Raw genomic sequence first — 15,708 nt, forward strand, 5'->3', positions numbered from 1 at the left:
CTTTGCCCGTCCCTATTCTATGGGGTTTTCCCGCGTCAAGGTCGGGTAGTATTTTCGCCGCTTCGCTCTGAAAATCTCCACCCTACCCTTGACACGCCGCTAATGCGCGGAGAAAATCGACTTCGCCAGTGCGCCGGATTTGAACAGGGAGAAACAGAGGATAACGGTATAGGCTGCAAGGGAGAATATCGCGCTGTGCAGGTTGTCCGCTATTATCATGTTGTTCACCAGTACGGCATAAATGCCGACGCATATCATTATGAGGAAGCCTTGAAAGCCGATAGCGAACAGGGATTTTAGGTAGTTGTTTCCTATCTGTCCCCATTCCCGGTTAGTCATTGTTGCAAACGGGATAGGCGATACCGAACAGTAAAGGTAAATTTCTATCATTCTTCCGTAGAGGATAACGGTTATCAGTACGGACATTATCTTCATGCACAAACTCACAAGTGAGGTTTCCATGACAAGTAAGAGCAGTTCGGGGATTTCCATAGCGTCAAGCCCGCTCTGCATGGAAGCAAGGGCGGCGGCAACATCAATGTTCGTGCTGCCGCCGATTACCCCCGCCGCGCCGGAAACAACGTGCTGCGCCATATCGAACACCGCCATAGTGATGTCAAAGGTATGCGTCACAAGGTAGACTGCGACGTATGCCTTGAATACCCACTTGAAGAACATGGAAGTGTCAACGTCGTGCATATTGTTCTTTTCCGTTACCATGCTGATAAGCTCATAGCATAGGACGTAGGTAATGACAAGCCCCGCAATGGGTACGATTACATTCTCCGATAGCGTCCGTATCATGGAGAAGATACCCGCGTTCCACCCTTGCGGGGTCTGCCCTACCTCTGCGGCGATAGTGCCGACTTTCTCGTTCACGTCCCCGAACATAGTTGACAGATTACCGTTTATGGCTCCTATGAGGATTTCCTTTATCCATTCGTTAATCGCGTCAAGTATGCTCTGCATAAGCCTTTACCCGCGCTTCTTAACCGAACAGGCCGGAAAGCAGCGGTACAAGGGTCATGCCGATAAGGGCAACGCCGCCGCCCGCCATGAGCTGCTTCATGCCCTGGCTTTTCGCGCCCGGATTGTCGTTGCCGTAGCCCTCCATGAGGTTAATCACGCCCCAGATACCAAGGCCAGCTCCAAGAGCGATAACAAGGGTCTGCAAAACGCCTACTGCCGAATTAAAAAATGCCATAAAGTTCTCCTTTCTTGCCGCGTGTGCGGCTGCCCGAAAAAGGGCATAAAAAACGGCGGCCAGTTTTGGTAACTGCCGCGGTCATAAGCCCGCCGGGGTTCGGCGGGTTCCCCACGCCGCCTAAATGTCTGCGGCGCGGCGGTATTCAGTTGTAAGGGCTGCGGCTTCTGCCGCTGTGTGCTGCGCCGGGGGAGTGGGGGCGCGTATCATGTAGCCTGTGTTTACGTTTCTGATTGTGATACCTCCTTTAAGTTTTTTTGCTCTTATGAATGAAAGAAAGAGAGGGTGCGGTTTTCGTCGTAGCAGTCGGCATTGTGGGAATGTGTATAACTGCCTTGCTTATGGAGTTGTGGGAAACGCTGTTTGCAGGACGTGGGAAAGCTGCCCTTTGCTTTTCCATGTGCTGTGAACGGCGTTTTCCATGACGGAATAGGCAGTTATGCACATTTCCATAATGCAAAGGTCTTTTCCCTGTCCTTTTCTTTTACGCTTCTGTATCTTCCGGCAAGTCTGCCGCGTCAATCTCGTAATAGTCAAAGACTTCATCGGGCTTGACGATAGCGGGGCGGCGGCGCAAGTGCTTCTCCATGTCAAAGGCGTTCTTCGGGTCTGCATCGGACAGGTACTTGTATTTCGGGTGCTTCGTTATGTCGAATTTGTCCGAAAAGAACGGGCGCACCCCGCGTAGCTGCAAGATACATTTCCCTCCGTCCATGACCGCGATTTCGTCCTGTGTCATAAGCTCCTTTCCCAATTTCTGATAGTTCAGCCCATGCGAAAGCTCCCGCCCTCTGGTTTCGGAAGTGTTGAAGCTGTCGATTGTTTCCTTGCCTAAAATTTCCGATATTTCTTTGAGCGTCGTTTTCTCCTTGCCGCCCAAGAAAAGCGTGGTGTCGCAGTTGCCGACTATGGTATCGGCGTTGTCCTTGTAAATGGCTTTTAGCTGTGACTGGCTCTGCAAGATGATTGACGCGGATATTTCCCGGCTCCTTATGGTGGCTATGAGCTTTTCAAACTTCGGTATCTGCCCGATATTCGCAAATTCATCAAGTAAGCACCGTACATGGACGGGAAGCCGCCCGCCGTACACATCATCTGCCTTGTCGCACAAGAGGTTGAATAGCTGTGTGTAGAGGATACTCACGACAAAGTTAAAGGTATCGTCGGTGTCACTGATAATGACGAAAAGGGCGGTCTTTCTGTCGCCTATGGTGTCAAGCTCCATTTCGTCGGTTTCCATAAGCTCGCGCAGCTCCTTAATGTCGAATGGGGCTAACCTCGCGCCGCATGAGATAAGTATGCTTTTTGCTGTCTTGCCCGCCGCAAGTTTGTATTTTTTGTACTGCTTGACCGCAAAATGTTCCGGGTCTTTTTCTTCCAGACGTTCAAACATGAGGTCAACCGGGTTCTGGAAGTCCTCGTCGTCCTCGCGGGCTTCCGACGCATTTATCATTTCAAGCAGCGTCGTGAAGTTCTTTTCCTCGTCCGGGGCTTCGTACCAGATATAGCCGATTAGCGCGGTATAGTAGAGCTTTTCCGCTTTCACCCAAAAATCCTCGCCGGATTTCTCCCCGTCGCCTTTGGTGTTGGCGATAATGGTATTGACTAACTTCAAAATGTCCTTTTCGCTCCGCAGATAGGCAAAGGGATTGTAGCGCATACTCTTTTTGAAATTGATTGTGTTCAGCACTTTTATCCGATAGCCGCCCCGCTGTAAGAGCTTCCCGCACTCGATTAAGACGGTGCCTTTCGGGTCTGTGACGACGTATGAGCTGTGCATTTGCATAAGCGACGGTTTGACGAAAAATCTCGTCTTGCCGCTGCCGGAACCGCCGATTACAAGAATGTTCTTGTTGCGGGCATATTTCGGCTGCTTCGGTCGGCTGTTCATGGTGAGCCGTTCCGTCTGCGTGAGGGGGATATTGTTCTCAAATACCGGGTCTGTGTACGGCTTTATGTCCTCGGCTGTCCCCCAACGTGCAGAGCCGTATTCCATGCCTTTCCTGTACTTCTTCGCGTTCTTGCCCTTGACGTAGATAATCAGCCGGACAATGACCGCCCCCGCAATGCCGATAAGCAAATCGGCGGGGTGGAAGCTCGGCGCGGCACTGGAAAAGGCGGCGGTAAAACCGTCCCCAAGATGTAACAGCTTCGCGCTCGTGTCCGCGCCGGGGGATAAGCGGACAGCCGCGCCCACTTTATCAAAGAGCCAGACAAAGAGCAGATACGGGAGATTGAGGATAAGCAGCTTCTTGATTTCCGGCTTCATAATTCCCGCCCCCTGTCTTTGTTTTTTACTTTCTCTCGCTGTGCGTTTCTGCCCTGTGCGGCTTCTTTAAGGCTTGTCAGCAGCTTTCGGATAGAGGGCTTCCTGTCCTGTGTCAGCTTCTTTGCGGAAAACTCCTTAAAGGCTGCGGTCAGCACGTCCGCGTCCCGCCCCTTGAAGAAAACAAGATAGCGGGGCGGGCTTTCCGTCGTGTCCTTTTTCAGCGCGAAGTCGATACCGTACTTTTTCGCCGTACTCTCAAAGGCTTTGATATTGCCCTCGGTAATCTCAATGTTGGAAACGCCCGCGTTCTGCTTCATAAGCTGCTTTAAGCTCTGCTTGCCCTGTGGCTGTTTCGCAAGCTGCTTCTTGCCCTTTGACAGTATGGCTTTCATTGCCTTTTGGAGCGTCTGCGCGGTCAGCTTCCCGGTCTTGATGTAAAGGGCTATGGTCTTTTCGTTTACTTCGTCTTGCATTTACCGTCCTCCTTTCGCGGTAGTCAGATAGTGGTTAAGGGGGAACGCCGCTTCTGGGGCTTCCCATAGGCTTTAGATACGGACGCGCAGACCGTTCAAGTCCTCGGCTCTGATACCCACAAGATACCAGTTGTCGCCGTATTCAATCCGGGTAGGCTTCCACTTGCCCCGCACGAACACGTCAAAGCACTCGCCGCAATGCAGCCCGCCATAGTAAGTATTGAGGTCAAAGCGAATGTCGTAACGGTCAGTGCGCTCGTCAAATACCAATGCTCCTGTTCTCTGTGCCATAATAAAATCCTCCTTTTGTTGTTTACAGGCTTTCGCCCGGTTTGAATGAATAAGGGTCGTGCGGCTCCTGTGGCGCAAGTGCGCCGCTTGCCATGTCATGGGCGACAAGGGAAGTGTAATAGTTGCCGATTGTGGACGGGGCATTGAAAAGGGCTGCTTTCAGATATTGCTTGATGTTGCGGATTTTGGTTGTGTTCTCCCGCATACAGTCAAGCACAAAGCGGATATGCTCGCCGTCCAGTTTCATAAACTTTGACTTCACAAGCTCTGCCGGGTAGTCGTCCCCCGCAATCCGCACCCGCTTTCTGGCGGTGCATACCGTTTCAAGCATGAGGTCTACAATCTCGTCAAGCCTGTCCCCGTCAAATTTCATGTCCTGTTTGAGAATGTCGTAGTCGATATTGTCCTTGATGATTTCCCGGTATATCTCTACTGCGCTCTGTGCTGCCGCTTCCGTTCCTTTCCGTTCCGGCGGCGTAGCCGCTCCCCCGCAAGGTGAGGGGTTAGGGGAAAGGATAGGAATGGAATGGGTACTTGATAAATCCGTATTTGATTTTTCTTTTTTTGGTAAGTCAGTTCTTTGTATATCTTTATTTAATTGCGTTGGATTTTCCAACGTAGGTTTTTCCAATGTTGGTTTTCCCTGTGTTGGATTATCCAATGTTGGATTTTCCAATGTAGGTAAATCCGGCGTAGGCGGCTGCGGCTGCTCGAATATCACATAGTCCGCGCCCCGCAAGCGTCCTTTCTCGTCGCGCTCCCTTGAACGGACGATATACCCGGCGCGTTCAAGCTCCCGTATGGCTTCGCGGATAGCGTCTATCTTCTCCCGGTTGATAAGGGATAAGCCTTTCAAGGTGTAGTCCCAATCTTCGGGGAGTGACAGCATTTGCGACAACAGCCCCTTTGCCTTTAGAGAAAGCTCCTTGTTGCGTAGGTGGTGGTTGCTCATTACGGTGTAGCCCTTGTTTCGTTCCACCCGGAAAACTGCCATAGTAAATCACTCCTTTTGCTGTGGATTTGTTACGCAGTAGAAGCGCGGTTTCGGGGGATAAGGTATAAATCCCTTGCCGCGTCAGATACGCGCCCGGAAAGCCGCTTGTAGCAAGGCTTTTTCTGCCCCTACTGCGTAACAAAGGGCATGAAAAAAGCGGCGTTCCTGTTCTCCCTGTGTAGAGAGTGGGAAACGCCGCTTTTGCGTCGTATTCAGTTTTTAGTACAATACCCGGCTTGTCCGTCGCTCGAAAAACCTTGATTTTCCAGTGTTTTCAAAAGTATCGTTATCTAACGTCAGCTTTCAACCGTCCTGGCTTCCAGCGGATGCTTGCCGACATCAAGGCGGGCAAGATCAAGCGTGTCATTGTAAAGGATATGAGCCGCTTGGGGCGCGACTATCTGCAAGTAGGAATGTATACGGATATTGTCTTTCCTGAATTTGGCGTTCATTTTGTTGCCGTCAATGATGGAGTGGACAGTACGCGGGGCGATAATGAGTTTACCGCGATCCGCAACGTCTTTAATGAGATGTACGCCCGGGATACCTCAAAGAAGATACGCGCCACTTGGCAGAGCAAGGGGAAATCCGGCGAACACCTCACTACAATCCCGCCTTATGGGTATATGAAAGACCCGGAGGATAAGAAAAAATGGATTGTGGACGAGGAAGCTGCTGCTATTGTTCAGAAGATATTTTCCCTCTGTGTGGATGGGCTGGGGCCAACGCAAATTGCAAAGTGGCTGTGTAAAAATCAAGTCTTAAATCCTACCGCTTACTGCCACACTAAAGGGCTACCGGCAAGCAATAAGCCTACGGCTGATCCTTACAAGTGGACAAACGAAACGGTATCACGCATTTTGTCTCGTATGGACTATCTGGGGCATACGGTGAATTTCAAGACCAAAAAACAGTCCTACAAAAGCAAGAAGAAACTTTGGAATGACCCGACGGATTGGATGATCTTTGAGAACACCCAGCCGCCGATCATCGAGGAAAGCGTTTTTCTGATTGTGCAGAACATCCGCAAATCCCGCCGTCGCCCCACCAAAATGGGTGATATGGGAATGTTCTCCGGGCTTCTTTACTGTGCGGAGTGCGGCGGAAAGATGTATCAATGCAGAGCGACACACTTCACCGAGGAACAGAAATACTTTATCTGCTCCACCTATCGCAAGGATCGGACGCTTTGCACGACACATTCCATCCGTAACGTGATTCTGCATGAAATCGTCCTGCGGAATCTCCGCGAGGCCATCCAGTATGTCAATGAGCATGAAGCCGCGTTTGTTCAGGACGCAGCAGACAGCAGCATGAGGGATCAGAGCGCAGACCTGACAAGGAAACGAGAAACGCTCTCTAAAGCAGACCTGCGGATCAGCGAGCTTGATACGATTATTTCCCACCTGTACGAAGATAATGTTACTGGTAAGCTGACGGATGAACGCTTTATCAAACTGTCCCATGACTATGAACATGAACAGCGGAACTTGAAGAACATGGCGGAGGTTTTGCGGCAAGACCTGAAACAGCAGGACAAGCAGCAAACCGATGTCAAGGCGTTTGTATCTGTGGTTAAGAAATACACAGACATGAAAGAGCTTGACGCCACCATTCTCCGGGAGTTCATAGACCACATCGAGGTTTCCCACGCTGACAGGAAATCCAAGACGCGGGAGATCACCATCGTTTACAACTTTATCGGTGCATTTGACTTTTCACGGGCTATCGAAGAAGCCCACCATTCCAATCAAAAACAGCAAGAAACGGCATAGCCGTTTGAGCTATACCGTTTCCTGCTTCAATGTTTTCTTAATTCACCGCCCCTAACCGGTGGTCTTTTTTAATATCAATCTTTAATTACTCGATGATCTCGGATACGACGCCGGATCCGACTGTTCTTCCGCCTTCTCTGATGGCGAATCTCAGTCCTTCTTCGATCGCGATCGGTGTGATCAGCTCGATTGTCATGGTGATGTTATCTCCAGGCATGCACATTTCTGTTCCTTCTGGCAGCTGCAGATCTCCCGTTACGTCCGTTGTTCTGAAATAGAACTGCGGTCTGTATCCGTTGAAGAACGGCGTATGTCTTCCGCCTTCTTCCTTCTTCAGCACGTATACTTCGCCTTTGAACTTTGTGTGCGGATGAATCGTTCCCGGTGCGGACAGTACCTGCCCTCTTTCGATTTCATCTCTCTGCACGCCTCTCAGCAGCGCTCCGATGTTGTCTCCGGTTTCCGCTACGTCCAGCAGCTTTCTGAACATTTCGATTCCCGTTACAACGACCTTTCTCTTTTCTTCGGTCAGTCCTACGATTTCTACTTCTTCTCCTACCTTCAGGCAGCCTCTTTCGACTCTTCCAGTCGCTACTGTTCCACGGCCTGTGATGGAGAATACGTCCTCGACCGGCATGATGAACGGTTTGTCGTTATCTCTCTCCGGTTCCGGAATATAGCTGTCTACTGCTTCGAACAGTTCCACGATCTTGTCTCCCCATGGGCCGGCAGGATCTTCCAGCGCGCCCAGCGCCGACCCTCTGATGATCGGTGTGTCGTCTCCTGGGAATTCGTATTCGTCCAGCAGTTCTCTTACTTCCATTTCTACCAGATCCAGCAGTTCTTCGTCATCTACCATGTCGCATTTGTTCAGGAATACGATGATATATGGTACGCCTACCTGTCTCGACAGCAGGATGTGTTCTCTTGTCTGAGGCATTGGTCCGTCGGTCGCTGCTACTACCAGGATCGCTCCGTCCATCTGAGCTGCTCCTGTGATCATGTTCTTTACATAGTCCGCATGTCCCGGGCAGTCTACGTGCGCGTAGTGTCTGTTGGGTGTTTCATACTCTACGTGAGCGGTCGCGATGGTGATTCCTCTTTCTTTTTCTTCCGGAGCTTTATCGATCTGGTCGAAAGCTACCTTTTCACCCAGCTGGTATCTCTGCTGCAGGGTCGTTGTGATCGCTGCCGTCAGAGTTGTCTTACCATGGTCTACGTGTCCAATGGTTCCGATATTGATATGTGGTTTGTTTCTTTCAAACTTTGCCTTTGCCATTTTTATTCTCCTTTCTCTCGACCCGCACCTGGCGGATCGCAATCCCTTCTTCCCACGGCCATGCCGTTTTCGTGGAAGAAAGGTTATTTATTGATGGATTCCACCAAGTTATCGGGCAGTTTCTCAAAGTGGTCGAACTGCATAACATAAACGCCTCTGCCCTGTGTCTTTGAACGCAGGTCTGTCGCATAACCGAACATTTCGGAAAGGGGCACATAACCTCTTACCGCAACTGCGCCGTTGTTCATGTCAGACCCTTCGATTCTGCCTCTTCTTGAACTGATGTCTCCGATTACGTCGCCCATGTATTCATCCGGAACTGTAACCTCAACTTTGAAAATCGGCTCAAGGAGTACAGGTTTCGCTTTCTTGCAGGCTTCTCTGAATGCCATGGAAGCGGCAATCTTGAAGGCCATTTCAGAGGAATCGACTTCATGATAGGATCCATCATAAAGTTCAACGCCAACGTCAACAACCTGATAGCCGGCAATCGGACCTGTCTGCATCGCTTCCTTAATACCTTCTTCAATTTTGCCGATGTATTCCTTCGGAATCGCACCGCCCACAATTGCATTGGTAAACTCGAAGCCTTCGCCCGGTTCTCTCGGGTTAATTCTGATTTTAACATGTCCATACTGTCCACGGCCGCCGGACTGCTTCGCATACTTATGGTCAACATCAGCAGGCTGTGAAATCGTTTCTTTGTAGGATACCTGTGGCTTACCTACGTTGGCCTCTACTTTGAATTCACGCAGCAGTCTGTCTACGATGATTTCAAGGTGAAGTTCACCCATACCCGCGATGATGGTCTGACCGGTATCTTCGTTGGTATAAGTCTTGAAAGTCGGGTCTTCTTCCGCAAGCTTTGCAAGCGCGATACCCATTTTTTCCTGACCGGCCTTTGTCTTCGGCTCAATGGCGATTTCAATTACCGGATCGGGGAATTCCATAGATTCGAGGATGATCTCATGTTTATCATCACACAGAGTATCCCCTGTCGTAGTATCTTTCAATCCTACTGCAGCTGCAATGTCTCCGGAATAAACCTCTTCGATTTCTTCCCTCTTGTTGGCGTGCATCTGCAGGATTCTGCCAATTCTTTCTTTCTTGCCCTTCGTTGAGTTGTAAATGTGGGAGCCTGCTTTGAGACTGCCGGAGTACACTCTAAAGAAGGCCAGTTTTCCCACAAACGGGTCGGCCATGATCTTAAATGCCAGAGCAGAAAACGGACCTTTATCATCAGCAGGCCGTTCTTCTTCCTCTTCTTTTCCCGGAACAATTCCCTTGATCGGCGGAATGTCCAGCGGAGAAGGCATATAATCCACAACAGCATCCAGCATCATCTGAACACCTTTGTTTCTGTAAGCGGAACCGCAAGTTACAGGAATCATTTCGCCGGCCAGAGTCTGCACTCTGATGGCGTCTTTGATTTCTTTCTTTGTCAGTTCTTCGCCCTCCAGGAATTTCATCATCAGCTCCTCATCCGTTTCGGCAACGGATTCCACCAGCTTGTCTCTCCATTCCTGAGCAGTATCTTTCAGGTCTTCCGGAATTTCCTCAACAGCAAATTCCTTTCCTAAGTCGTCTTTGTATATCTCTGCTTTCATCTCTACTAAGTCGATAATCCCAATAAAATCTTCCTGGGCACCGATTGGCAGCTGAATAGGCACTGCATTGGCCTTCAGTCTGTTTTTTACCATGTCTACGACTCTGAAAAAGTCAGCTCCCATGATGTCCATTTTGTTGACGAAGATCATTCTCGGAACACCGTACTTTTCCGCCTGTCTCCAAACAGTTTCGGACTGGGGCTCAACCCCGCCCTTGGCGCAAAGTACAGTAACCGCTCCGTCCAGTACTCGCAGGGATCGCTCTACCTCAACGGTGAAGTCCACGTGTCCCGGTGTATCGATAATATTGATTCTAACGTCTTTCCATTGTGCTGTAGTAGCAGCAGAGGTGATAGTGATACCACGTTCCTGTTCCTGTTCCATCCAGTCCATTGTGGCGGCGCCTTCATGCGTTTCGCCGAGTTTGTGCGTTCTTCCTGTATAGAAAAGAATTCGTTCTGTGGTTGTGGTCTTACCGGCGTCAATGTGCGCCATAATCCCAATATTTCTAGTTTTTTCTAATGGAAAACTTCTAGGCATCATATCCTCCCTTCTACCTGTTTTTACGCATTACCATCTGTAGTGAGCAAAGGCCTTATTGGCTTCTGCCATCTTATGCGTATCTTCTTTTTTCTTCACGGATGCGCCCGCATTATTGGATGCATCGATCAGTTCTTTGGCCAGTCTGTCGGCCATCGTCTTTTCGCCTCTGGCTCTGGTGTATTTTGTCAGCCATCTCAGTCCCAGGGTCTGACGTCTTTCCGGTCTTACTTCTACCGGTACCTGATAGTTGGCACCGCCGACACGTCTGGCTTTTACTTCCAGAACCGGCATGATGTTGTTCATTGCTTTTTCAAATACTTCCAATGGATTTTCGCCAGTCGTTTCTTCTACCTGTTTGAAGGCACCGTAAACGATCGCCTGGGCTGTTCCTTTTTTGCCGTCTAACATGATGCTGTTGATCAGCTTTGCTACAACGACACTTCCGTATACTGGATCTGGAAGCACTTCACGCTTTGGTACGTTTCCTTTTCTTGGCACTTCTCTTCCCTCCTTGCCATATTACTTCACTTTCCACGGTCTCGTGGAAAATTACTCTCCCCGCTTTCCTGAATACTCGAATTGAAAACGGGCAAGTGTGCTTTCGGTACTCGAGAGTATCAGCCTTATCCCGCCGAAACTCCCGCGGCGCTCATGACATAATAGTCTGTCCAGCAAGCGTTAGCAAGCTGCAAGACAAAGTTTATGCTAGAAATCCCAGCGAACTAAGTGAGCGCATGGATTTCATCGTATACATAAATCTATGATCAAGAACACGCTTTATTTCCCGATTACTACTTCTTAGGGCGTTTAGCGCCGTATTTGGAACGGGCTTTGCCTCTGTCTGCTACGCCAGCAGTGTCAAGTGTACCGCGAACGATGTGATATCTTACACCTGGCAGGTCCTTAACTCTTCCGCCTCTGATGAGTACAACACTATGTTCCTGCAGGTTGTGGCCGATACCAGGAATATAGGCTGTTACTTCGATACCATTCGTAAGACGAACCCTTGCAACTTTTCTAAGAGCTGAATTCGGCTTTTTCGGGGTAACGGTCTTTACAGACGTACATACGCCTCTTTTCTGAGGTGAATTAACGTTGGTCGGAACTCTTCTAATGGAGTTCATACCCTTACCCAGAGCCGGTGCAGTTGACTTTTTCACGCTGCTGGTTCTGCCCTGACGTACTAATTGGTTGATAGTAGGCATTCTTTTCTCCTTTCTTGCGCTGCTGTCCGCAGCCTGTTTGTCTATTTCAAACTCGATTTGAGCTTAAAATCTTTTTATGCACTCGAATCTCGGGCTTTGTCAAGCCCGAGACCGAAGTTAATTCTATCATAGGTTTCCACAAAAAGTCAATTTAATTCAAATATTTTTTATAATACAGGAAATATCCATTGCGTAGCATTTCCTGTATTTCAAAAAAGTTTACCTTGTGAAAGTGAGCGCGAAGCGCGAATAACGTTTCCGAAGGAAACTTTTTTATTCTTCATCAAACTCGATGATCTCGGAAGATTCTCCTTGAATCGGCGCCTGAGCTGCTTCTGCGTCGGCATCTGCCAGTTCCAGATCAGCATCATCCTCCAGCTCAAAGATTTCTTCGATATCGGCTTCAATTTCGTCGACTTCGATTTCCGGCTGACGGCTTACAGCCTCCATTTCCGGAGCTTCTGCCAGAAAATCATCATCCTCTTCTTCCTGCTCAGCCATCATCGCCGTATAGGCCTCCATGAGAGCTGTATTTACACCATAATCCAGGTCGATATTCTTATAACGTTTCATACCGGTTCCCGCAGGGATAAGTTTACCAATGATAACGTTTTCCTTAAGACCAAGCAGCTTATCGTTTTTACCCTTGATCGCCGCGTCGGTCAGCACTCTTGTGGTTTCCTGGAAGGATGCCGCAGACAGGAAGGAATTGGTTGCCAAGGAGGCCTTGGTAATACCAAGAAGAATCCTTTCGTATTTAGCCGGTTCCTGATCCTCCGAAAGCGCCGCATTGGCCTCCTCGATCTCATGCTTGCTGTACTGTCCTCCCGGGAGCAGCTTGGTTTCACCCGCATCGGTGATCTTGCACTTGGAAAGCATCTGACTTACGATTACTTCTACATGCTTGTCGTTGATATCTACACCCTGTTGCTTATACACTCGCTGCACTTCCTTGAGCAGGTACTGATATACACCCTCTACGCCGTTGAGCCTTAAGATATCCTTCGGATCCAGCGGTCCTCTGGTAATATTCTGTCCTGCCAGCACATAGTCGCCTTCTTTCACATTGAGTCTGGCGCCGTAAGGCACGATATATTCCCGTTCCTCTTCGCCGCGGACTTTAACCAGCGTCTTGTTGTCTTTTCTGGCTTCGATGGAAACCACCGTGCCGTCCGCTTCGCAGATTTCGGCCAGACCTTTCGGCTTTCTGGCTTCGAACAGCTCCTCAACTCTAGGCAGACCGTGGGTAATGTCGGAACCCGCTACACCGCCAGTGTGGAACGTTCTCATGGTCAGCTGGGTACCCGGTTCTCCGATGGACTGGGCGGCTGTGATGCCGACCGCCTCACCGATATTAACCGCTTCGCCGGTGGCCAGGTTGCGGCCGTAGCACTTGGCGCAGATTCCCGTCTTGCTGTGGCAGGTCATTACCGAACGAATGGCTACGGATTTGATGCCCGCATCTTCGATGGCCTGTGCCTGATCTTCTGTGATCTCTTCATTCTGCTCCACCAGCATCACGCCAGTTTCCGGATGATAGATATCCGTAAGCGAGGTTCTGCCGATGATACGCAGTTTCAGCGATTCGATTACTTCCTTGCCGTCTGTGAAGGCTCTTACTTCGATACCTTCGTCTGTGCCGCAGTCAAATTCGCGGACAATGACGTTATGGGAAACGTCAACAAGTCGTCTTGTCAGGTAACCGGAGTCAGCCGTTCTCAGCGCCGTATCGGCCAGACCCTTTCTGGCGCCGTTGGAGGAAATAAAGTATTCCAGTACGGACAGCCCTTCACGGAAGTTGGCTTTGATCGGCATTTCGATGGTTTTACCTGTGGCGTTGGCCATCAGACCACGCATACCGCCGATCTGTCTGATCTGGTTCTTGCTGCCTCGAGCTCCTGAATGGGCCATGATGAACAGATTGTTCAAAGAACCCAGGGAGTCCATCAGAGCGTCGGCCACATCGTCGGTCGTCTTGTTCCAAATCTCGATAACCTTCTCATATCGTTCCTGGTTGGAAACAAGTCCTTTACGGAAGGCTTTTTCATATTTGTCAACCATTTTTTCCGATTCTTCAATGATCCCCTGTTTTGCTTCTGGGATCTCCATGTCGGAAATACCAATGGTAATGGCTGCTCTTGTGGAATAGTGGAAGCCCATGTCTTTGATATAGTCCAGCATGATGGCCGTCCCGGTGTTTCCGTGGATCCGGTAGCAGCGGTCGATGATCTGTCCCAGCTTTTTCTTATCGCACAGGAAGTCGATTTCCAGCGCATAAGGATCGGCTTCCCGATCGACAAAGCCCAGGTCCTGCGGAATTTCCTGGTTGAAGATAAATCTTCCAACCGTGGATTCCACCAGCTTGCCCCGCTTGTCGTCTTCGTCCTTATACATGCGGACTTTTACTTTGGCGTGAAGCCCCACTTCTTTATTCTGATAAGCCATCAACATTTCGTCGATGTCGGTAAATACTTTTCCGTCGCCCTTTTCGGCCGGCGTGTCTCTTTCATCCACGCCAGGATGGGTCAGGTAGTAGCTTCCCAGGATCATATCCTGCGTCGGCGTTGTGATCGGAGAACCATCCTTGGGCGCCAGAATGTTGTTCACGGAGAGCATGAGGAATCTGGCTTCCGCCTGAGCTTCAACAGAAAGAGGTACGTGTACCGCCATCTGGTCGCCGTCAAAGTCAGCGTTGAAGGCTGTACATACCAGCGGATGAAGTTTGATAGCTTTTCCTTCCACCAGCACCGGCTCAAAGGCCTGGATACCCAGTCTGTGAAGGGTCGGAGCACGGTTGAGCATAACCGGGTGTTCCTTGATGACGCCTTCCAGCACATCCCACACTTCCGGCCTTACTTTTTCAACCATTCTCTTGGCGCTCTTGATGTTGTGGGCGTAACCGTTTTCCACCAGCTTTTTCATGATGAAGGGTTTGAACAGTTCCAGAGCCATCTTCTTAGGCAGACCGCACTGCCAGAAGCGCAGCTCCGGTCCGACTACGATTACGGAACGGCCCGAGTAGTCGACACGCTTACCCAGCAGGTTCTGTCTGAAACGTCCCTGTTTTCCTTTGAGCATGTCAGACAGGGATTTGAGCGGTCTGGATCCCGGTCCTGTTACCGGCCGGCCTCTTCTGCCGTTATCGATGAGGGCGTCCACCGCTTCCTGGAGCATTCTCTTTTCGTTTCTCACGATGATATCGGGCGCGCCCAGCTCCAGCAGACGGTTGAGTCTATTGTTACGGTTGATTACTCTCCGATATAAATCGTTCAGGTCGGAGGTGGCGAATCTGCCGCCGTCCAGCTGAACCATCGGTCTCAGATCCGGCGGGATAACGGGAATCACTTCCAGGATCATCCACTCCGGTTTATTGCCGGATGCTCTCAGAGCTTCGAGAACCTCCAGACGTCTTACAATACGGATTTTTTTCTGTCCGGTGGCGTCCTTCAGCTTGCCCCGCAGTTCTTCAGACAACTCTCCCAGGTCGATATGGGTCAGCAGCTCTCTTACTGCTTCCGCGCCCATGGCAGCCTTGAATTCATTTCCGTATTTCTCTTTTGCTTCTCTGTACTGCTGTTCGGTCAGCACTTCTTTATACGCGAATTCCGTGGAACCGGGATCGAGCACAATATATGCGGCAAAGTACAGGACCTTTTCCAGATTTCTCGGCGATATGTCGAGAACCAGTCCCATTCTTGACGGGATGCCCTTAAAGTACCAAATATGGGATACCGGCGCGGCCAGCTTGATGTGGCCCATCCGCTCTCTTCTAACCTTTGCTTTTGTAACTTCAACACCGCATCGATCGCAGACGATTCCTTTGTAACGAATCCTCTTGTACTTTCCGCAGTGACATTCCCAGTCCTTTTGAGGTCCAAATATCCTTTCGCAGAAAAGGCCTTCCTTCTCCGGCTTTAAGGTCCTGTAGTTAATAGTTTCAGGTTTTGTAACCTCTCCGTGCGACCATTCCAGGATCTTCTCTGTGGAAGCCAGGCCGATCTGCAGGGATTCAAAATTATTTAACTCATAGTTGTTGTTTTCACTCATTGGTCACTTCTCCTTCCCTAT

The 15,708-nt window shown here is 49.9% G+C and carries 12 protein-coding genes; 1 reads left to right on the forward strand and 11 read right to left on the reverse strand.

What is annotated here, in order from left to right:
* Positions 1-99 precede the first annotated feature (99 nt).
* The 6 genes from NIA71_RS11040 to NIA71_RS11065 form a co-directional block, all read right to left on the reverse strand.
* Complete coding sequence (locus NIA71_RS11040; protein WP_243197713.1) at positions 100-969, reverse strand: VirB6/TrbL-like conjugal transfer protein, CD1112 family; 870 nt, start codon at positions 967-969, stop codon at positions 100-102.
* Positions 970-988: 19 nt separating this feature from the next.
* On the reverse strand, positions 989-1,204 hold the full coding sequence (locus NIA71_RS11045; protein WP_045147112.1) for a Maff2 family mobile element protein: 216 nt from the start codon (positions 1,202-1,204) through the stop codon (positions 989-991).
* 484 nt (positions 1,205-1,688) lie between these two features.
* The gene (locus NIA71_RS11050) at positions 1,689-3,473 is read right to left on the reverse strand and encodes a VirD4-like conjugal transfer protein, CD1115 family (RefSeq protein ID WP_253020417.1); all 1,785 of its coding nucleotides are present in this window, start codon (positions 3,471-3,473) and stop codon (positions 1,689-1,691) included.
* Positions 3,470-3,946, reverse strand: coding sequence for a PcfB family protein (locus tag NIA71_RS11055; protein WP_243197711.1), 477 nt, complete (start codon positions 3,944-3,946; stop codon positions 3,470-3,472). Before NIA71_RS11055 ends, NIA71_RS11050 begins: the two co-directional genes overlap by 4 nt.
* 72 nt (positions 3,947-4,018) lie before the next feature.
* Entirely contained in the window at positions 4,019-4,237 is a 219-nt protein-coding gene (locus tag NIA71_RS11060; RefSeq protein WP_002590558.1) for a DUF5348 domain-containing protein, read from the reverse strand.
* Positions 4,238-4,259: 22 nt separating this feature from the next.
* Entirely contained in the window at positions 4,260-5,231 is a 972-nt protein-coding gene (locus NIA71_RS11065; protein ID WP_055158529.1) for a DUF6017 domain-containing protein, read from the reverse strand.
* Between the two features lie 185 nt (positions 5,232-5,416).
* On the opposite strand from NIA71_RS11065, the gene NIA71_RS11070 reads away from it, so the two are divergent.
* Positions 5,417-7,006: a DUF4368 domain-containing protein gene (locus NIA71_RS11070; protein WP_367177889.1), complete on the forward strand. Its 1,590-nt coding sequence runs from the start codon at positions 5,417-5,419 to the stop codon at positions 7,004-7,006.
* An 85-nt stretch (positions 7,007-7,091) separates the two neighbouring features.
* On the opposite strand, the gene tuf is transcribed toward NIA71_RS11070, so the two are convergent.
* The 5 genes from tuf to rpoC all read right to left on the reverse strand — a co-directional run bounded on the left by tuf (position 7,092) and on the right by rpoC (position 15,687).
* On the reverse strand, positions 7,092-8,285 hold the full coding sequence (gene tuf / locus NIA71_RS11075) for an elongation factor Tu (protein ID WP_148396131.1): 1,194 nt from the start codon (positions 8,283-8,285) through the stop codon (positions 7,092-7,094).
* Positions 8,286-8,368: 83 nt separating this feature from the next.
* Positions 8,369-10,432 carry an elongation factor G gene (fusA, locus tag NIA71_RS11080; protein ID WP_148396248.1) on the reverse strand — a complete coding sequence of 688 codons (2,064 nt, stop codon included), beginning with the start codon at positions 10,430-10,432 and terminating at the stop codon, positions 8,369-8,371.
* A gap of 30 nt (positions 10,433-10,462) precedes the next feature.
* A complete protein-coding gene (rpsG, locus tag NIA71_RS11085) occupies positions 10,463-10,933 on the reverse strand; it encodes a 30S ribosomal protein S7 (RefSeq protein ID WP_148396130.1) in 471 nt (156 codons plus the stop codon).
* A 293-nt stretch (positions 10,934-11,226) separates the two neighbouring features.
* Entirely contained in the window at positions 11,227-11,640 is a 414-nt protein-coding gene (gene rpsL / locus NIA71_RS11090) for a 30S ribosomal protein S12 (protein WP_148396129.1), read from the reverse strand.
* Between the two features lie 273 nt (positions 11,641-11,913).
* Positions 11,914-15,687, reverse strand: a complete 3,774-nt coding sequence (gene rpoC, locus NIA71_RS11095; protein WP_253020419.1) for a DNA-directed RNA polymerase subunit beta' — start codon at positions 15,685-15,687, stop codon at positions 11,914-11,916.
* Between the last annotated feature and the right edge of the window lie 21 nt (positions 15,688-15,708).

This window comes from Ihubacter massiliensis (genome assembly GCF_024125305.1).
GTDB classification, from domain to species: Bacteria; Bacillota; Clostridia; order Peptostreptococcales; family Anaerovoracaceae; genus Hominibacterium; species Hominibacterium faecale.

Excerpts from the sequence above, each read along its gene's own strand:
- NIA71_RS11040 (WP_243197713.1), bottom strand. The coding sequence starts at position 969 with ATGCAGAGCATACTTGACGCGATTAACGAATGGATAAAGGAAATCCTC.
- NIA71_RS11045 (WP_045147112.1), bottom strand. The coding sequence starts at position 1,204 with ATGGCATTTTTTAATTCGGCAGTAGGCGTTTTGCAGACCCTTGTTATC.
- NIA71_RS11050 (WP_253020417.1), bottom strand. The coding sequence starts at position 3,473 with ATGAAGCCGGAAATCAAGAAGCTGCTTATCCTCAATCTCCCGTATCTG.
- NIA71_RS11055 (WP_243197711.1), bottom strand. The coding sequence starts at position 3,946 with ATGCAAGACGAAGTAAACGAAAAGACCATAGCCCTTTACATCAAGACC.
- NIA71_RS11060 (WP_002590558.1), bottom strand. The coding sequence starts at position 4,237 with ATGGCACAGAGAACAGGAGCATTGGTATTTGACGAGCGCACTGACCGT.
- NIA71_RS11065 (WP_055158529.1), bottom strand. The coding sequence starts at position 5,231 with ATGGCAGTTTTCCGGGTGGAACGAAACAAGGGCTACACCGTAATGAGC.
- tuf (WP_148396131.1), bottom strand. The coding sequence starts at position 8,285 with ATGGCAAAGGCAAAGTTTGAAAGAAACAAACCACATATCAATATCGGA.
- fusA (WP_148396248.1), bottom strand. The coding sequence starts at position 10,432 with ATGCCTAGAAGTTTTCCATTAGAAAAAACTAGAAATATTGGGATTATG.
- rpsL (WP_148396129.1), bottom strand. The coding sequence starts at position 11,640 with ATGCCTACTATCAACCAATTAGTACGTCAGGGCAGAACCAGCAGCGTG.
- rpoC (WP_253020419.1), bottom strand. The coding sequence starts at position 15,687 with ATGAGTGAAAACAACAACTATGAGTTAAATAATTTTGAATCCCTGCAG.